Source organism: Limnoglobus roseus, assembly GCF_008254045.1.
Classification (GTDB): domain Bacteria; phylum Planctomycetota; class Planctomycetia; order Gemmatales; family Gemmataceae; genus Limnoglobus; species Limnoglobus roseus.
Genome location: NZ_CP042425.1, coordinates 2,085,417 through 2,103,774 on the forward strand (window position 1 = coordinate 2,085,417; position 18,358 = coordinate 2,103,774).

General features: G+C 64.7%; 13 protein-coding genes and 1 tRNA gene. 11 read left to right on the forward strand and 3 right to left on the reverse strand.

Annotated elements, in window-relative coordinates:
• Positions 1-151: 151 nt before the first annotated feature.
• Positions 152-736: a hypothetical protein gene (locus PX52LOC_RS42375; RefSeq protein ID WP_246173677.1), complete on the forward strand. Its 585-nt coding sequence runs from the start codon at positions 152-154 to the stop codon at positions 734-736.
• Between the two features lie 800 nt (positions 737-1,536).
• Here PX52LOC_RS42375 and PX52LOC_RS08705 read toward each other — a convergent pair.
• Both PX52LOC_RS08705 and PX52LOC_RS08710 read right to left on the reverse strand, forming a co-directional pair.
• Positions 1,537-1,950 (reverse strand): PTS sugar transporter subunit IIA, encoded by a 414-nt coding sequence (locus tag PX52LOC_RS08705; RefSeq protein ID WP_149109727.1) that lies wholly within the window; start codon positions 1,948-1,950, stop codon positions 1,537-1,539.
• 21 nt (positions 1,951-1,971) lie between these two features.
• Entirely contained in the window at positions 1,972-6,141 is a 4,170-nt protein-coding gene (locus tag PX52LOC_RS08710; protein WP_149109728.1) for an amidohydrolase family protein, read from the reverse strand.
• A gap of 377 nt (positions 6,142-6,518) precedes the next feature.
• On the opposite strand from PX52LOC_RS08710, the gene PX52LOC_RS08715 reads away from it, so the two are divergent.
• The 10 genes from PX52LOC_RS08715 (at position 6,519) to PX52LOC_RS08760 (ending at position 18,197) form a co-directional block, all read left to right on the forward strand.
• A complete protein-coding gene (locus tag PX52LOC_RS08715; RefSeq protein WP_149109729.1) occupies positions 6,519-8,126 on the forward strand; it encodes a DUF1549 and DUF1553 domain-containing protein in 1,608 nt (535 codons plus the stop codon).
• Between the two features lie 80 nt (positions 8,127-8,206).
• A complete protein-coding gene (locus PX52LOC_RS08720) occupies positions 8,207-8,731 on the forward strand; it encodes a hypothetical protein (RefSeq protein WP_149109730.1) in 525 nt (174 codons plus the stop codon).
• A 73-nt stretch (positions 8,732-8,804) separates the two neighbouring features.
• Positions 8,805-10,112 carry a DUF1501 domain-containing protein gene (locus tag PX52LOC_RS08725; RefSeq protein ID WP_149109731.1) on the forward strand — a complete coding sequence of 436 codons (1,308 nt, stop codon included), beginning with the start codon at positions 8,805-8,807 and terminating at the stop codon, positions 10,110-10,112.
• Between the two features lie 92 nt (positions 10,113-10,204).
• Positions 10,205-12,004, forward strand: a complete 1,800-nt coding sequence (locus PX52LOC_RS08730) for an EF-hand domain-containing protein (RefSeq protein WP_168218872.1) — start codon at positions 10,205-10,207, stop codon at positions 12,002-12,004.
• 314 nt (positions 12,005-12,318) lie between these two features.
• Positions 12,319-12,885 (forward strand): SMI1/KNR4 family protein, encoded by a 567-nt coding sequence (locus tag PX52LOC_RS08735; RefSeq protein ID WP_149109733.1) that lies wholly within the window; start codon positions 12,319-12,321, stop codon positions 12,883-12,885.
• Between the two features lie 171 nt (positions 12,886-13,056).
• The gene (locus PX52LOC_RS08740; RefSeq protein ID WP_149115448.1) at positions 13,057-13,356 is read left to right on the forward strand and encodes a MazG nucleotide pyrophosphohydrolase domain-containing protein; all 300 of its coding nucleotides are present in this window, start codon (positions 13,057-13,059) and stop codon (positions 13,354-13,356) included.
• 14 nt (positions 13,357-13,370) lie between these two features.
• On the forward strand, positions 13,371-15,803 hold the full coding sequence (locus PX52LOC_RS08745) for a hypothetical protein (protein ID WP_149109734.1): 2,433 nt from the start codon (positions 13,371-13,373) through the stop codon (positions 15,801-15,803).
• Between the two features lie 117 nt (positions 15,804-15,920).
• The gene (locus PX52LOC_RS08750) at positions 15,921-16,856 is read left to right on the forward strand and encodes an ABC transporter ATP-binding protein (protein WP_149109735.1); all 936 of its coding nucleotides are present in this window, start codon (positions 15,921-15,923) and stop codon (positions 16,854-16,856) included.
• A 16-nt stretch (positions 16,857-16,872) separates the two neighbouring features.
• Complete coding sequence (locus PX52LOC_RS08755; RefSeq protein ID WP_149109736.1) at positions 16,873-17,349, forward strand: DMP19 family protein; 477 nt, start codon at positions 16,873-16,875, stop codon at positions 17,347-17,349.
• 92 nt (positions 17,350-17,441) lie between these two features.
• Complete coding sequence (locus PX52LOC_RS08760) at positions 17,442-18,197, forward strand: hypothetical protein (RefSeq protein ID WP_149109737.1); 756 nt, start codon at positions 17,442-17,444, stop codon at positions 18,195-18,197.
• Between the two features lie 59 nt (positions 18,198-18,256).
• Here the strand turns inward: PX52LOC_RS08760 and PX52LOC_RS08765 are convergent.
• Positions 18,257-18,329, reverse strand: a tRNA-Ala gene (locus tag PX52LOC_RS08765).
• Positions 18,330-18,358: the final 29 nt, after the last annotated feature.

An 18,358-nucleotide genomic window follows, 5' to 3' on the forward strand; every position in this document is an offset into this window, starting at 1 on the left:
TGGTTGCTGCCTATGAGGATGGCACGTGACTGAAAAAAAATGGATGGGATCTCCCCACCTTTACAACATGATACGTTTTCTTGAAGGGCAAGCGGTTAGTCACCGTCGCCTTCTCTTGTTTGGGTGTGCGTGTTGTCGTCGAGTATGGGACTTGCTTCAACTGGAAGCGAGCCGAAGGATTGTCGAAGTCGCCGAAGCCTACGCAGATGGAGAGGTGCGCGAGACAGAACTTCGGTCGGTGGCCGACTCGTCTGAATTTGCTTGCATTGAGCCACAATTCGTCAGGGAGTCTGCCACACAACTATCGGCTCGTGTGGCGGATGCAGTCCATGCAGCCAAACATCTGGCCACTTCACCCATTGATCTTGGCTTTATTGCTCAGAACACATCGCGAGATAAATCGCATGACTTTGTTCTCTCTACCCAAAATAATTTCGGCATTGGAATCGCCGTTCGGCGTGATGAATCAGAATTCGCAGAAAAAGTGAAACTTCTCCGAGACATCTTTGGCAACCCTTTCCACCCAGTGGCCTTCGATCCAACTTGGAGAACCTCGACTGCCGTAGCTTTCGCCAACGAGATGTATCAGTCCCGTGACTTCTCTGGGATGCCGATCTTGGCTGATGCCCTTCAAGATGCTGGTTGCGAGAATGAGGACATCTTGAACCACTGCCGGGGCGAAGGTCCGCATGTGCGTGGGTGTTGGGTCGTTGACCTGATCTTGGGCAAGGAGTAATTGCGAGCAACTGGGCACTGCCGCCGACATGAAACTCGGTAGACCCCAGCGAGTGGCGGAACCGGGCCACTCGGAGAATCATCCAACTTCCCGGAAGCGGAGAGCGGTTGGTCGCTCAACTCGGCAACTGACGCAGACGCATGCCTATTTGGAAGGAGTGGCGAAAGCGTCCGGCGAGCTGGTCTGTCGGAGGGTGTGCGGGATCAGCCCTGGTCGGACTACGGCGGTTTCCAGCGATCGGGTAGCAGGTCGGACAGGCGTACGCTGTCCGCCGGGGCTGCAAGAGCGTGACCGGCGTTTCGTCGGCGTGGATCGCGTCCGACGCTTTCACCCGTCCGACCATCGCCCGGTACATCGGGCCGAGGGCGGCCGCAGACCCAGTCGCATAGGGTCGATCGGGACGCAGCGACCCCGTGGCGGGCGAGGACGGCCTCCCTGTTGCCTCGCTAAGGATCCCTCCCTCCGCAAGGTGCCAATGTTTTGCTAACCGCGTGGCACATACCACGGCCATCCCCGTACAATACCAACGCCCTGTGGTGAACTTCGATACGATTTGAAAACCAGGGTCGGCTACGCGAAACCAATCCGAGATCGATGCGAGGGAAATGCGACGGACTTAGGCCGAAGGCCTGGGTTCGGCGATACCAACGCTCCGGCCCTGAAGGTGCCGTTCATTCGTGAGTCCCCCTTTCAGGGCGGTTGCACGGCGTGGTGGTTGGGCCCAGGCCTCCGTTTCGCTCCGACCTGGGCTGAGAGAACGTGCCCTTCAGGCCCGAATGCCAAAATAGGTAAGGTGTCGGTTAGGCTGTCCCGGCGTGCAACCGGTGGACGATCCATTCCAAAGACCGCAATGGCACACGCCCTTCCGCATCTGGTGAGACGACCAGGGCGGCCATTCGCACTGCCTCGCCGTCGATGGCCGACCACGCGACCGGCTGCGGAAGCCGACCGACGACGCACGCCACTCGTTCGATTCGGTTACACGTCGCGTGTGGAACCGCCATCCCGCGGCCGATGCCGGTCGAGCCGAGCGATTCCCGCCGCATCACCCTTTCGACGACTTGTTCCGACTCGGCGGCCGGGAGTTGACCGCCTTCGACCAGCCGACCTGTCAGGAAGCGGACGACTTTCTCCGGCGTGTCCGCCGCCGCAGGCACGTCAACAAAACGGGGACGATCATCGTCCCCGGTGGCGGATGCGATGACTGTCCCCATCGGATCACACTCCTATCGAACTCACGGCTTCCCGTCGCCCGTCGGGGCTTGGGTGGCTTGCACTTCGTTCAGCCGCTTGCGGTACTTGTCGTACAGCTTCGTCTGCTTGTTCGTCGGCTCGTAGGGGCGGCCGTCGACGAAGATCGCCAGAACCTGCGTCGAGGCTTGCAGGATGTCGCCGTTCGAGATGACGAGGTTCGCCTTCTTGCCGGCCTCGACGGTGCCGAACTTGTCGGCCACGCCGAGGATTTCGGCCGGGTAGAGCGTCACCGCTTTCAAGCCCTCCTCGGCGGGCAGGCCGTAGGCGACGGCCATCGCGGCTTCGTAGGGAAGGTTGCGGGTGTTGTTCGACCCCGCCGAGCGGATGCAGAACTTCACCCCGGCGGCGTGTAGTTTGGCGGCAGAAGCGTAGCTCGCGTCGTACCGCTCGCCGGTCTCGCGGGGCAGGCTCATGACCGGGCCGATGATGACCGGGACGTTCTTCTTCTTCAACTCGGCCGCCACTTTCCACGCCTCACTGCCGCCGCTGAGGATCGGCTTCACCTTCAACTCCTCAGCCAACTTGAGGGCGGCGAGGATGTCGGTCTTGCGGTCGGCCGCGATCGTCACCGGCTTCTCGCCGCGGACGTAGGGTAACAGCGAGTCGAACCGCGGGTTGATCGGCAGCGTCAGCCCTTCCTTCTTCGCCGCGTCGTACCGACGGGCCGTCTCGAACAATTCCTTCAGTCGATTGAGTTTCTCGGTACTGCGGGTCCGCAGGGCCGCAGCTTCGGCGTCACCGCCGCCCGGCCAGTTGTTCGAGTTGAACCCACCGCGGCCGCCCTGCTGGCCGGGGTACTCGACGTGCAGCGAGAGCGCGTCCACCACGGCCATTTCCGCCGGCGTCCACCCGGCGAGGTTAATCAAAGCCCCCTGCCCCGGCACCAGCGAGCCGGTCGGCCGCGTCACCACCGTCGTCACGCCGTTGGCCCGCGTGACGGGGAGGAGTTCCGAGTCCGGGTTGACGGCCGCGATCGCGCGAAGGTCGGGCTGGAAGTCGCCGCCGTCGCGGAAGTCGGCCGTCTCCTTCGCGGAGTCGATCTCGACGAGGCCCAGCACCGTGCCGGCGTCGATCATGCCGGGGTAAACGTGCAGGCCGGTGCCGTCCACGGTCTTCGCGTCGGCCGGGGCGTCGGGCTTCTCGTCGCCCTTCACCACCTGCTTGATGTCGTGACCGGCCACCACCACCGAGCCCACAAACGCGGGCTTACCCGGTTGGTGAATCGTCGCGTTCTTCAGGACGTAAGTGCCCTTCGGGATTTCCGGGATGGCCGCGAACGGCTTCGCGGGCTGCTCCGGCTCGGCCTTCGCCACCGGGTTCGGCACGAACGTGTCGCCGCGTTGGAAGAAGACCTCGCCCTCGATCACCGTGGCCTCGCAGCGGGCGTAGGTGTTCAGCGGGTGGCCGTCGAAGATGGCGAAGTCCGCGTCCTTGCCGACCTCGATCGTGCCCATGCGGGCGTCGAGGCCGAGTTGCTTCGCGGGGTTCAGTGTGATCGTCTGCAACGCCTCTTCCGGTGAGAACTGGCAGTACTTCACGAGCTTCGCGGCCTCCTGGTTCAAGTGCCGCATCAGTTCGTTGTCGTCGGACTTCAGGCACACCATCACGCCCGCGTCGCGGAGCAGTCGGCCGGCGTAGGGGATGGCGTCGAACGCCTCGATCTTGTACGCCCACCAGTCGCTGAAGATGCTCACGCTCGCGCCGTGGGCGGCGATTTCCGGGGCGACCTTGTACCCTTCGAGGACGTGTTGCAGCGACCGCACCTTCACGCCGAACTTGTCGGCCACGCGGAGGAGCATGGCGATTTCGTCCGAGCGATAGCAGTGCGAGTGGATGCGAAGCTCGCCCGAAATCACGTCCGACAGGGCTTCGAGCCGTAGGTCGCGGCGGGGTTCGGGCAGCGGGTCGGGCTTGTCCTTGCTCGCCCGGTAGTCGTCCCACCGCTTGCGGTAGGCCACAGCCTCGGTGAACGCCCGGACGAGAACGGCCTCGACACCGGGGCGGCTGTTCGGGAACCGGCCGTCGGTCCGTTTGACGTTCTCGCCGAGGGCGAACTTCACGCCGCGGGGGTTCTCGGTGACGAGCATCTCCTTCGCCGGGCGGCCGAACTTCATCTTCACGACGGCGTCTTGTCCGCCGATCACGTCGGCGCTGCCGTGCAGCAGGCGGGCCATCGTCACGCCGCCGCCGAGGGCGCGGTAAATTTGCACGTCCTCGGAGTCGATCACGTCCTTGACGCGAACTTCGGGAACGACGGACAGCGACGCCTCGTTGACGCCGCCGCTGATGGCGAAGTGCGAGTGCGTGTCGATGATGCCCGGCATCACGAACATCCCCTCGGCTTCCAGCACCGTCACGCCCTTGTCGGCGGTCAAGTTCGCACCGATGGCCTTCACCTTCCCGCCCGCCACCAGAATGTCGGTCTTTGGCAGAACCTTGCCGGTCGTCATGGTCAGAACGGTCGCGCCGCGGATCAGCACGTCGCCGCCGGTCTGGACGCGCGGCTTGCGGTCGGCTTCGATCTCCGTCACCGCCCCTTCCATCGCGTCGAGTTGCGGGATCACGGCCCGGAACGGGTCGCCGTTGAACGGCCGCGTGCCGCGGCCGATGATGGTCTGCTGCGCGCCGCCACCAGGCCGCCCGCCCGCACTACCGGTGGGCCGCATTTGGGCCGCGGGCGCTGCCGGGGGTGTGGTCGCGGGGGGCGTCATCGGGTTGGTCATCGGGGTCGTTTCGGGGTCGTTGTTGCCCCGCGGCCGGCGGGCACCGCCACCGGTCCCACGACCGCCCGGTCCGGCCCCACCGCTCGGGGCCGCGGCGGCGGTTTGGTTCGCGGCCCGCTCGTCGAGATCGAAGCGGATGCCATCCGCGAACGCGAAGCGGTACTTCGCTTCCGAAGTTTGGAACTCGCCCTCGGACACCAACAGGTGAGCCGAACGGCCCTTCTCGATCTTCCCGACCTGCGAGGACGCGCCCAGGATTTCCGCGGCGTCGGTCGTCAGAGCGGCGAGTGCCGCATCGACCGGAAGGCCGGCGGCGATGGCCTTGCGAACGTCTTCGCGGAAGCGGTCCACCGCCGTGCCCTGCGACACGAAGGCGAACTTCACGCCCGCCTTGTGCAGAGTCGCCGCACACGCCAGGTCCAGGTTCCGCAACCGCTGTTGTTCTTCCCGCACGCGGACCGGCAGGTCGGTTTCGCGGTCCGGCGGCGTGGCGAAGTTGATTTGCAACAGCACCGGCACGCCCTCAGCCTTCAGCCGGTCGGCGACCTTCCACGCCTGCTTGCCGCCGACGATGATCGGCTTCAGCTTGAACTCGGCCGCGAAGTCGAGGGCACGGTGAATCTGATCAACCGTGTCGGCTTCGAAGGCGACGGGCAACTTGCCCTCCAGGGCCGGCCAGAGGGCTTCCAGGCCGGGGTCGGCGGACGGCCGCTTGCCAGTCCGGCCGCGTGCTTCGTAGGCCGTCCACTGTCGCTTCAACCACCCGGCGTCGAGGAACGTCTGTCGGCAGTGAGCGATGATGCCCATGAGGGCGGTCGGGTAGCCTTCGCCGACGACGCGGCTGAACCCGCCGTGCAGGGCGACGGGGCCGCGGAGCATCGCGTCCCGCGGTACGGCCCCGCTGAGGCTGACGAGGGCGCTGCTGCCGGAGAGGTAGCCGCCGTCCGGCGTCACAAGGTGCGCGGTGAAGCCGAGCCGCCGCCACGGGGCGACCGATTCTTCATCGAACTTCAGGGCCGTGGCGACCGCGAACTCGGGCGTCAACCCCTTGCGGTTGTCGGGCTTCGTGGCGATGAGCGGATCGGCGGCGATGTCTTCCACGGCCGGCGGTCCGCCCTGCGAGCGGCGCAGGGTGGCGTCATAGCCGCGAGGACTGCCGGCGTCGACGAAGCCGGGGTACACGGTCAGACCTTTGCCGTCCGTGACGAGGGCGTCGGCCGGCACGGTCACGTCCGGCCCGACGGCGACAACCAAGCCGTCGCGCACGATAATCGTGGCCTTCGGGAGAACCTTACCGGGTTCGAGAACAACCTTCGCGTCTTTGATCGCGTAAGCGGCCGGGCGAAGGCTGGGAGAGTTTTGAGCGACTGTGGGGAGAGAGGTGAGCAGTAGGAGGAGAGGTACGAGCGCAAATCGGGGTTGCGTCATGGCGGTTCCGGATGGGGGTTCGGGGACATGGGAACAGTTGTATCACATCGACGGATCGCAGGGGCGGGAATTCTTTGAAATGGCCCGCCGGCCGGGGCGTCATTCGGGCAGCACCAATCCTGCTCCCTCTCCCCCGGCTTTGAGGGGGAGAGGGTCGGGGTGAGGGGGTCGAGGTTGCCGTGCGACCGCCGCCTGACAGAGAAGGCGATTCCCCCTCACCCTAACCCTCTCCCCCGCAGAGCCGGGGGCGAGGGAATCGGATTGGGAGGCCGTTCGGGCAGCCGAGAGTTGCTACCGCTGTCGCCGAACGTGCGTTAGAATGATGCCGGCTTCCCGTCTGTTCTCGGACGACGCTGACGGACTCCGTGAGGTTCCCCATGTCGCGGTTCTTGGTTCTCAGTCTGGTCCTCCTCGCGCCCGCGGTCGGCTTCGCGGCCGACCCGGCGAAGGCCGCGCTCGCGAAGAAGTTGTCGGCCGCCATCGACCGGCACCTGGAAGCCGACTGGACCGCCCGCGGCATCAAGCCGGCCGCCGTCGCCGACGACGCCGAGTTCCTGCGGCGGGCGTCGTTGGACGTGATCGGCCGCATTCCCCGCGTGGCCGAAGTGACGGAGTTCCTCGCGGACCCGGCCGCCGACAAGCGGGCGAAGCTCGTCGACCGCCTGCTGACGATGCCGGCGTACTCCCGACACTTCGCGTACACCACCCGGCAGGCGTGGCTTCCGCAGACCAGCACCGACGTGCGGTTCTTCTTCAACGGCACGCAGTTCGAGGGCTGGTTGCAGGCGCAGTTCCGCAAGAACGCGGCTGCGGATGAGATGGTCCGGCAGGTGCTAACGGCCCCGGTGTCCCCCGAACAGGCTCGCGGCGGCTTCGGTCGGGACCGCAATAACCCGGAGCTGTCGCCGTTGGTGGCTTTCTACCAGGCGTTCGAGGGCCGACCGGAGAACCTTTCGGCCGCCGCCACCCGGCAGTTCCTGGGCATTAAGCTCGAATGCGCTCAGTGCCACGACCACCCGTTCGCGACGTACACGAAGGAGCAGTTCTGGCAGACGGCCGCGTTCTTCGGGGAATACGCCGCCCTGCCGCCGGTGCCGCCGAGTTTCGTCGGCCCGCTCCCGCCGCAGTACGGCAAGAACCAGATGACGATTCCGAACACCGAGACGACGCTCGTCGCCACGTTCCTCAACGGCAGCCGCCCCGACTGGCAGCCGGACCGCAACCCGCGGGAGGAGTTGGCCGCGTGGCTGACCGGCAAGGACAACCCGTTCTTCGCCAAGAACCTGACCAACCGCATGTGGGCCCGCTTCTTCGGCATCGGCCTGATCGACCCGATCGACGAACCCGGCGACGCCAACCCGCCGAGCCACCCGGAACTGCTCGACGAACTCGCGGCCGGCTTCGTCGTCAGCGGCTTCGACCACCACACGCTCATCCGGGCCATCACCGGCAGCCGGGCGTACCAGCTCACGAGCAAGCTCTCGCACCCGACGCAGGGCGACCCCCGCCGCTTCGCGAAGATGGGGATGAAGGGGCTGAACGGCGGGCAGATCTTCGACAGCTTCGTGATCGCGACGGGCTTGAAGAACGCCGGCAGCCTGATCGACGAGGGGGAGAACGACTTCCGCGACCGCACCCTTCGCGGCAAGTTCCTGAAGATGTACCCGACTGGCACGAAGTCGATCGACACGCAGACGTCCATCCTGCAAGCCCTGCTCATGATGAACGGCAAGCAGATGGAACAGCAGACGAACGTGGACACGAGCGAAACGCTCGCGGCCGTGGTGGACTCGCCGTTCCTGGCGACGGAAGAACGCATCGACACGCTGTTCCTGGCCGTGATGAACCGCAAGGCGACCGACGAAGAGCGCGAGAAGTACGGCAGCTACGTGGACCGCGGCGGCCCTTCCGGGGACAAGAAGAAGGCCATCGGCGACGTCATGTGGGTGCTGCTGAACAGCACGGAGTTCTTGTTCAATCATTGACGCGATCCGACCGTTTAGCCGCGTCTCCGAGGCTGTGCGAAGGGGGTCGCGGAAAAAGGCATCATCTCATGTGTCGAACCATGATGATCGTGACACTGCTTACACTCGGTTCGGGGTGCGGCGAGCGTATTGCAGACGAACGGGGCACGCAAGCCCGGTGCGATCTCCATGATGTTGAACTTCAAGAAGGGGTCATTCCGATCCGGTATGGGTACCCAATGTTCGCTCCTCAAGAAATTGAGGGAGTGAAACGATTCCCCTATGCGAATACCTTCCGTTTCGGCGGATGCATGACGACATCGGATTCGCCGAAGAAAGCACGAATTCGCTTCTGTCCGAAATGTCGTGAAGAAGTCGCCGCGTTAAATCGAGAGTACGCGAGAACCGTTCTGATACCAGTCGCCGAGTATCGAGATCGCGTACAGACGATCCTCGGCGAAGAGGCGTTTCTTAACGTGCGGTCCTGTATTCATTACACAAAGAATCAAGCCGTTGGTTTTGAAGGGACGGTTGCTTCAGAAGCTGACCTGGTAAGGCTGAAACTGTTAGCCGAGGCTGCTAATCCGCCGCAGCCGTTGATTTGGGATGTGAAAATCATCCGCTGAGTCATCGGCCCGCGCTCCGCAGGCTTCCGCGTCACCGCTTAAGCGGTCCACGAGTTCACACGAGGTTCCTCCCATGTTCAACCGCCGCCACTTCCTCCGCGCCGCCGGTGCGTCGCTCGCCGTCAGCGCCTCCGGCTGGCTGGCCCCGTTTGCGAACGCAGCGGCCGCCGACCCGAAGCGGAAGCGGTCGTGCATCCTGCTGTGGATGAACGGCGGGCCGAGCACCATCGACTTGTGGGACCTGAAGCCCGGCCACGAGAACGGCGGCCCGTTCAAGGAAATTCAGACCAACGTCCCCGGCATGAAGATCAGCGAACACCTGCCGACACTGGCGAAGTTCGGTGACAAGATGGCCATTCTCCGCGGCATGTCCACGAAGGAAGGCGACCACGAGCGGGCCAGCTTCCAGATGAAGACGGGGCAGTTGCCGATGGGGCCGATCAACTACCCGAACATCGGCTCGCTCATTTCGAAGGAGATCGGCAGCTCGACGGCCGAACTGCCGAACTTCGTCAGCATCGCGTCGCGGAGAATCTTCTTCCTCAACGACCCCGCGTCGCCCGGCTTCCTCGGGCCGAACTACGCCCCCCTCATGGTCGGCACGTCGAACGCCTTCAACGAGCCGAGCGGCGACAAGTTGTGGGAGCAACTCAAGGTCGAGAACCTCGAACGGCCGAAGTCCGTGGACGCCAAGCACGGTGACAGTCGGCTGTCCCTGCTCCGCGACATGCAGGAGGACTTCGCCGGCGGTCGGCCGACGGCGATCAGCGACAGCCACGTCGCAGCGTATGATCGCGCCGCCCGGCTGATGACCTCGAACGCGGCCGAGGCGTTCGACATGACGAAGGAGAAGCCCGCCGACCGCGACCGCTACGGCAAGTCGCTGTTCGGCCAGGGCTGCCTGCTCGCCCGGCGGTTGGTCGAGAAGGGCGTGCCGTTCGTCGAAGTGACCATGAGCGGCTGGGACACCCACGGCAACAACTTCGACTTCGTGAAGAAGAACAGCGAGCACCTCGACAAGGGGTGGGGCCAACTGATGATCGACTTGAAGGAACGTGGGTTGCTTGATTCGACGCTGATCGTGTGGATGGGCGAGTTCGGCCGCACGCCGCGGATCAACGGCGGCAACGGCCGCGACCACTACCCGAACGCCTGGGCGACCGTACTGGCCGGCGGCGGCATCAAGGGCGGCCAAGTCATCGGCAAGACGAGCAAGGACGGCACCACGGTCGAGGACCGCAAGACGAACACGAACGACCTGCTCGCGACGGTCTGCGGTGCGCTCGGCATCGACCACGAGAAGCAAAACATGTCGAACGTCGGCCGGCCGATCCGCATCGTGGACAAGTCCGCCCAGCCGGTAACGGAAGTGGTGAGCTAGAAGGCGAGCGGCCCGGCGTAAGCGGGCCGTGTCTTAAGAGCATTCATTTCAGACACGGCCCGCTTACGCCGGGCCGCTCGCCGGGGCTTCGCGTGAAACGCTTCCTCCTGTCACTCTTCGCCGCCACCACCTCGGCGCTCGCCGCCGCCGAACCGCCGCTCGCCCCTTCCCGCGGCTTGCCGCGGCCGACGGGGCCGCGCGGCGATGCCTTCGTTCTCGGCGCGGTCGCCCCACCTCAGCGATCGCTCCAGCGCGTGTTGCCGGCGTTTCAGTACGACGCGAAGACCGCGTTCCCTGACACGCTCGAAATCGTCTACCTCGCGAACGCCCGACCAATCCACGTCCGCGTCACACTCAAGGTCAACGGGAAGCCGCTGCACGAAGTCTGGCAGGCCCACCTGCGGAAACTGTTCGACGCCTTCGACCGGGACCACGACGGCTCGCTGAATCGCTTCGAGGTGGAGAACATCTTCTCGCCGAAGGGCCTGAGCGGGCTGCTCGGCGGAACGTATTATCACGGGGCCGGCGACGACGGGAAGTCGCTCGAAGACCTGGACCGCGATGCCGACGGGCGGGTGTCGTTCGCCGAGTTCGCGGCCGGGTACACCGAGGCGGCGGCCGACCTTGTGCGGTTGCGGTCGCTGGCGCTCGACGATTCGGTGGATCAAGCACTCACGAAGGAACTCTTCCAACGGCTCGACGCCAACGGCGACGGCAAACTGTCGAAGGCGGAACTCGCCGGGGCCGAGAGCATTCTGCTCGCGCTCGACACCGACGAGAACGAAACCCTCTCGGCCGACGAAGTTCGCAGTGTGCCGAAGGTGACGGCGGACTTCCCCGGCATGGTCCAGCCCGCCCCGACGCCGCCCAAGCAGCCGGAACGCGACCCAAATTTGGAACTCTACCGCGGGCCGATCCCCGGCACGGTCGTGCAACTGATGCTCAAGAAGTACGACGCGAACAAGGACTTCGCCCTGACCCGCGCCGAGATCGGCCTGGAGGCAGAGGCGTTCGCGAAGCTCGACGCCAACGGCGACGGCAAACTGTCGGCCGCAGAACTCGATGGCTGGCGGACGACCGAGCCGGACTTCACGGCCGTGGTGGACGTGGTTCAAGATTACGCGAAGCGGTTCGCCGAGATGAAGCCGCGCGGCGGGAAGTTGCCGGCCGGGTGCGAACTGCGGACGGGCGAGAACGGCCGCGTGGTCCTTCGCATCGGCAACCAGTTGCTCGACATCAGCACGGCCACCCCGCCGCCGGGTGCGATTGCCCTCCGCACGACGGAGCAACTGAACTCCGCCTACCCGACCGACAAGCAGGTGGTGACGGAAAACGACATCAACGGCCCGCAGTTCCAGTTCCTCCGCGTGGTGTTCGACGCGGCTGACCTCAACGGCGACGGCAAACTCACCAAGAAGGAATTCCGACAGTATCTCGAACTGCAAGAGGAGACGATCGCCCTCGCGCTCTCGGCCAGTTTCGCGACGCGGCGGCCGAGCCTGTTCCAACTGCTCGACGACAACGGCGACAACCAACTCGGCGTCCGCGAACTCCGCACGGCGTGGCAGCGGCTCATCGTCCTCGAACCGACCGGCGGCGACGCCGTCACGCAGGCGGCGCTCCAGCCGTCGGCGGCGGTGCGTTTAGGCTTCGCGGCCTTCGCCGGCCAGGACTACAGCTTGCCGGCGAACATGTTCGCGAAGCCCGGCGCACGGAAACAGGTGGCTCCGCTCTGGTTCCACAAAATGGACCGCAACGGCGACGGCGACGTGTCGCGGGCCGAGTTCCTGGGGCCGCGGGAGAAGTTCGACGAACTCGACACCGACCACGACGGCCTGATTTCGGCGGCCGAAGCCGACGCCCAGGACAAGAAACTGCGGGCGAAGAAATAAGGCGAGTGGCCGGGATGAGGGTAAAAGGGGCTGTCGCGTACACGATTGACAGATTGCCACGCCTTCTCCCCGCTGGGGAGGGGGTGGCCGAAGGCCGGGTGAGGGGTCGAGAGCCTGCCCGGGCAAGAGGCGTTCGCACAAGCAACCTCTTACCCTCCCTCACCCCCCGGCTTCGCCGGACCCTCTCCCCAACGGGGAGAGGGTGTGCCTGACTCTCTCCGCCCACCACATCTCGTCTTTCGACCACCGAACTCCCCTCTCCTTTCGAACGTAATTGGCCGTGAAGTAGATTGGTTCTTACGAGGGAATGCACGGTGGATTGGTCCCGCGAAGTTGCTCTGTTGGCCAGCCGTGGTGTCAAGTTCGCGCCTGGGCTGTCCGAAGGCGAACTGACCGCTGCCGAACAGAGAGTTGGATGCCGCTTTCCACCGGACCTCCGGTCGTTCCTTCAAACCGCACTACCGTCTGACTTCGGCTGGCCGAACTGGCGGAGCCCTGATTCGTCCTTCATCTCGGAACGGCTCGCGTGGCCGGCTGATGGTCTTGAATTCGACATCCGCAACAATTCATTCTGGTGGCCTGCGTGGGGCCAGCGGCCGGACGATCTGGGTGACGCAATCGCAGTTATGCGGCAGCACGTCGCGGCCGCACCGCCGCTCGTACCGATCTTCCGCCACGTCTCTCTGCCCGCCGATCCTTGCGAGGCCGACAACCCCGTTCTATCCGTGTACCAAGCGGACATCATTTACCGGGGCCGGAATCTGGCGGAATACCTCGGCTATATCGGGAGTGGTGAAGAGATGATGTTGCAGCGATGCGATGAGGTGCGGCACATCCGGTTCTGGAGCGAGTTAGTTGAGGCGAATGACGGCTGCCATTGACCGGAATCTCAAAACCAAATTCAAGCCTTCCCACCGAGCAGTAAAACACTCGCCCCGACGGCGAGTCGCCTTGTCTCGCGACCGAACTCACCTCTCCTTTCGAACGTAATTGGCCGTGACCCGTCGGGCGTGCTAAAATCGCTGGACCTCGTTCCCCCGGAAACCGCGTCGATGACGCTCGGCCAGCTCCAAGATCGCATCCGCCTGCTCTACGGCGACAAAGATTCCGCCCGCGGCATCGAAGGAACCTTCATGTGGTTCCTCGAAGAAGTCGGCGAACTCTCGGCCGCCCTCCGCGGCGGCACGCACCAGGAGCGGACGCTGGAATTCGCCGACGCCCTGGCGTGGCTGGCGACGCTCGCCAACATCGCCGGCGTGAACCTGGAAGACGCGATGCAGCAGAAGTACGGCGGCGGGTGCCCCGGCTGCGGGCAAACGCCGTGCGCCTGCGGGATGACCGAAAAGCCATGAGAATCGAGAACCGAATGCCGCGATTCGCCCTGGCCCTCGCCGCCGCCCTGACCCTCCTCGGCTCGGCCGCGGGGCAGTCGTACCCGATCAAAATCAAGTCGGTGAAGATCGGCTTCCCGCACGGGCCGAACCCCACGCAACGCGACGACGATCAAACCGGCTCTTACGTGTGCAAGGCGAACACCTGGGCCCCCGTTTACGTCGAGTTGCAGGTCGAGCGCAAGGAGAAACGGGACCTCGCCATCGTGCTGGAAACCACCGACCCCGACGACCTCGGCACGTCGGTGGCCGTGCCGCTTCAGAACTTGTCCGACGTAGAACCGGGCACAATCCTGTCGGCCGCGGAACTCGCCTTCCTGCCGTGCGTGCGGATCGGCGGCCGCGAGTTGACCGTCACCGTCCGCGAGCGCGAGCCGGCCGGGGCGAACCCGACGGGCGGTCGGCAGGTCGCCGAGCCGAAGCGGCTGAGCTACGTCCGCTCGCGGGACACATCCACCTACGTCGTCCTCTCGCTCGGCTCGCGGTTGCCCGGCTTCGAAGTGCCTGCCGAGCCGAAGGCGAAGGACGACTACCGCCCGGCGAAGGTGGAACAGGCGGTCATCGACAATCCGTTCCTGCTGCCGGACCGCTGGTACGGGTACGACGGGGCCGACCTCGTGGTGCTGGCGACCGGGTCGGCCTCCGTGCCGAACTTCCTCACGCCGCTGTTCACCAACCCGCAGCACAAGCCGCGACTCGACGCCCTTGTGGAATGGATTCGCCGCGGCGGGCGGGTCGTCGTCAGCGTCGGCTCGAACGCCGGCATCGTCGCGAGCTTCCCGCTCCTTCAAGAAATCCTGCCGATGCAGGTCCGCAAGGACGCCCCGAACGAGCAGGTGAAGAACCTGCTCTTGGAGTGGGTGCTGGCCGCCAACAACACTACGAAGACGAAGCAGCACGGCACCCTGATCGCGAAGACCGGGACGTTCTCGGTGGCGAACTTCGCCCCGCAACCGGGCCGCGGTGCCCGGCAGATCGTGCCGCCAGTGGACACCGTCCGCGAGAACGCACGGCTGGCGGTCGTGCAGGCCCCTTACGGCCTCGGCCGCGTCACGCTCGTCGGCTTCGACCTCGATCGCTCGCCGTTCCTCGACCACCCGGAGAAGGCCCAGGTTTGGGAGCAAATCCTCCGCGAGTGCGGCTCGGAGCGGGCCACGCAAAGCGGCAACAAGAACAACTACGGCAACTACGGCGGCGTGGTCGAGGACGAACTCGCGACCGACATCCGCCAGCACACCGACTCCTTCGCCAGCGTGCCGGTCATCTCGTTCGGCTGGGTGGCAGTCTTCATCGTCCTCTACACGCTCCTGATCGGGCCGGTCGAGTACTTCGTCCTGAAGAAAGTCTTCAAGCGGCTCGAACTCACCTGGATCACGTTCCCGATCATCGTCCTCACCGTCAGCGCCATCGCCTACTTCTCGGCCTATGCCCTGAAGGGCAGCGACATGAAGGTGAACAAGGTCGATCTCCTCGACATCGACCCGGCGACGAACCGCATTTACGGGCACACGTGGTTCACGGTGTTCAGCCCGCGGATCGACACGTACAAGGTGGGTGTCGAGCCGAGCGAGCGGTGGGCGGCCGGCGGTCAGGGCAGTTCCCTCGTGGACTGGGCCGGGGCCGGGTCGGGCCGCAAGAGCAGCTTCTTCCGGCGGTCGTACTTCTACCAACTAGCCCAACCCGGCGACGCGACGGCCGGCACCTTCTCCGACGGCCTGGTGAACGTGCCGATCCAGGTCTGGTCCACGAAGGCGTTCGCAGCCGACTGGTCCGGCCAGAGTGATCGCCAAGCCCCGCTGGTGGCGTCCGAGTTGAATCACCCGCCCGCCAAGCCGGACGACGTGGTCGGCACGTTCACGCTGAACCTGCCGTTCCCGGAACTGCAAGACGTGTACCTGATCTACGCTGGCGAGGCGTACAAGTGGGACGCGATCACCTCCGGTGTGCCGGTGAACGCCTACCTCGACCGGAGCAAGCTGGAACCCGACTGGCTGCGGAAACTATCGAGCCTGTCCGGCTTCGTGAATCAGCCGAACGTCAACCCACGGTCGGGCACGGCGACAAAGGTTTCGACCGGCCTCGCGCCGATCTTCGCGGCGATGTTCCACGACGAGGCGCAGCGGAACGAGGACACGGCCGCCCCGCGGAACGCCACCCTGCGGCGACTCGACCAGTCGTGGCGGCTCTCGACGCTGCACCGCGACGAAATCCTCGTGATCGGCCGCGTGCCGATCGTCCGCGACCAACCGGCGGAAGACCTGATGACCGACCCGGCCTCGCCGTCGCCGACGAAACTCTGGCTCCGCGACCTGCCCGTCTCTGGAAAGAAGCGAGAGCCGCAACAGGGCACGCTGCAACAAGAAACCTTCGTCCGGGTCTACGTTCCGGTGAAGCCGTTCAAGAAATAACCATTAGCCGCAGATGGACGCGGATGAACGCAGATCAGAAATAAACTCATGCTTCGGTTTTCGGCCTGATCTGCGTTCTCGGCGTGAATCTGCGGCAATAATCTCTTCGAGACCACCATGATCGAAACGCGCGACCTGACGAAGAAGTACGGCGACCTGTTCGCCCTCGACCGGCTGACGCTGAAGCTCGAACAGGGCGACGTGTTCGGGTTCATCGGGCCGAACGGGGCCGGCAAGACGACGACCATGCGCATCCTGGCCACGCTCCTCAACCCGAGTTGGGGCGAGGCCAGCGTGTGCGGGTACAGCATCTACACCGGGTCGAAGGACATCCGCCGCAGCATCGGGTACATGCCCGACTTCTTCGGCGTGTACGACGACATGAAGGTGATCGAGTACCTCGAATTCTTCGCCGCCGCGTACCGCATCAAGGGGCCGGAACGTCGTAAGAAGTGCGATCAAGTGCTCGACCTCGTGGAACTCGGCTACAAGCGCGACGCCCTCGTCACGAGCCTCAGCCGCGGGATGACGCAGCGCCTCGGGTTGGCCCGCGTGCTGTTGCACGAACCCCAAGTTTTGCTCCTCGACGAACCCGCCTCGGGCTTGGACCCGCGGGCACGGATCGAAATGCGCGAACTCATCAAGGAGTTGCGCAAGATGAACAAGACGATCATGGTGTCGTCGCACATCCTGCCGGAACTTGCGGACATCTGCAACAAGATCGGCATCATCGAACGCGGCAAACTGATCTTCAACAACGACGTGAACTCCGCGATCAAGCAGGTGCGGCAGAAGCACATCTATATCGTCTCCGTCGGCAAGGACTCGAACGAGTTGGCCGCGAAAAAGCTGGAGAGCAACGCCGCGATCGAGAGCGTGGAACTGACGCCCGAGGCCGAGTCGATCAAGGTGACGATGAAGGAAGCCGACGCCGACGGCAGTTTCATCCCAGAGCAACTGATCGCCGAAGGGTTCAAACTGAAGGCGTTCAAGGAAGAAGAGATCAACCTCGAAGACGTGTTCATGCGCATCACGAAGGGCATCACGAACTGACGACGGGGACATCGGGATGGCGGACGGCGAACGGCCCGGAAAGCGCTACTGGTCGGTCGTCAAACCAATCTGGGGTGCGATTAGCATTTGCGACGGGCCCGACGAATTCCTACAGCAGTTTCGCCTTGTACCGCCCGCGACCGGACATCTGTTCGCCGCCCACTGGTGTCAGTCCGAGGTCCGCAACGGCGGGCTACGCCAGTTTTTCTCCAACTCAACGGGAGTACTGGCCCCGGAAGCGCTAGTTGGATTTCGGGCGATCGGATTAGCCGAGTGGTACGATGTCCTGGCCGAAGCCATGCGATTCTTTGGTAACCCATACCCGCGAAACCAAAGCATCCGCCGACGACTTCTGGCCGATTACGATAGGTTGCAGGAAAAGGCCGAATACCCGTTCTCAACATTGGATGACCGGTTCGATGCATGGTTGCACTCGGAGCCGGATCGGTGGGAACGTGTGGCCGATGGCTTCGCAGACGGACAACAGTCATAGCCGAATATGCGGCCGAAGCCATTCGGCCCTCATTGGGCAATGGCGGAACTTACCCTCGATTTCGGACTGACTTCCCTGTTGGGGACTTGACCATGTCGCGACTGCTGCTCCCCGCCCTCGCGTTCGGCCTGCTGGCCGGCACTCTGTCGGCGGCCCCGGTGAAAGATTCCGCCCCCACCCCCGGCGCGAAGTTGCGGCAGGCGCTCGACGAGACGGGCGATGTCGTCTTCGAGGGGAAGACGCTCGCGGAGGTGGCCGCGTTCTTCAAGAACAAGGTCAAGGCCGAGGTGCGGTACGACACCGCCGCGATGATGGGCCTGGGGATCGACCCGAACGCGCCGACGTTTGCGGTCAAGGTCCGGGACGGGAAGATTCGCGACGGGCTGAAGGCCGTCCTCTCGCCGGCAAACCTCAGTTATGGCGTTGTCGGCGGGGCCATCTTCATCGGCCCGGAAGAAACCGTGATCCAGCAGCAAATGCGGCAGCGCGTCAACCTGGACGGCGAGGCCACGACGCTGTCGGCCCTGTTGAAGTCACTGGCCGACGAGAGCGGGGCCAACGTCGTGTTGGACCCGCGGATCGAGGAGAATGCAAAGAAGGCCGCAATCAAACTGAAACTGACCGACGTGCCCCTGGAAACGGCGGTGCGGCTGACGGCCGAGGTCGCGGGCTTCGGCACGGTGCGGATGAACAACGTGCTGTTCGTGACGAGCGAAGAGCGAGCGGAGCGCCTGAAGGCGGTCGCCGACGGCCCGACGCCGATTCCAGCGGCCCCTGTGCCGTTCCCGGCCGTGCCGCCGGGTACCCCGGCCATCGCCCCACTGCCCCCGGCCGCCGGTGGCCGATAGCCCAAAGAGATGAAAAAGCCCCGGACCACCGCAAAGTGGTCCGGGGCTTTTTGTTTAAGTGGAGCCGAGGGGAGTCGAACCCCTGACCTCGTCGTTGCGAACGACGCGCTCTACCAACTGAGCTACGACCCCGCGTGAGCAATTATCATACGGCGGCACCC

Coding starts and splice junctions, on each gene's coding strand:
- PX52LOC_RS08715 (WP_149109729.1), top strand. CDS start 6,519: ATGTCGCGGTTCTTGGTTCTCAGTCTGGTCCTCCTCGCGCCCGCGGTC.
- PX52LOC_RS08710 (WP_149109728.1), bottom strand. CDS start 6,141: ATGACGCAACCCCGATTTGCGCTCGTACCTCTCCTCCTACTGCTCACC.
- PX52LOC_RS08750 (WP_149109735.1), top strand. CDS start 15,921: ATGATCGAAACGCGCGACCTGACGAAGAAGTACGGCGACCTGTTCGCC.
- PX52LOC_RS08760 (WP_149109737.1), top strand. CDS start 17,442: ATGTCGCGACTGCTGCTCCCCGCCCTCGCGTTCGGCCTGCTGGCCGGC.
- PX52LOC_RS08755 (WP_149109736.1), top strand. CDS start 16,873: ATGGCGGACGGCGAACGGCCCGGAAAGCGCTACTGGTCGGTCGTCAAA.
- PX52LOC_RS08745 (WP_149109734.1), top strand. CDS start 13,371: ATGCCGCGATTCGCCCTGGCCCTCGCCGCCGCCCTGACCCTCCTCGGC.
- PX52LOC_RS08725 (WP_149109731.1), top strand. CDS start 8,805: ATGTTCAACCGCCGCCACTTCCTCCGCGCCGCCGGTGCGTCGCTCGCC.
- PX52LOC_RS08705 (WP_149109727.1), bottom strand. CDS start 1,950: ATGGGGACAGTCATCGCATCCGCCACCGGGGACGATGATCGTCCCCGT.
- PX52LOC_RS08740 (WP_149115448.1), top strand. CDS start 13,057: ATGACGCTCGGCCAGCTCCAAGATCGCATCCGCCTGCTCTACGGCGAC.
- PX52LOC_RS08720 (WP_149109730.1), top strand. CDS start 8,207: ATGATGATCGTGACACTGCTTACACTCGGTTCGGGGTGCGGCGAGCGT.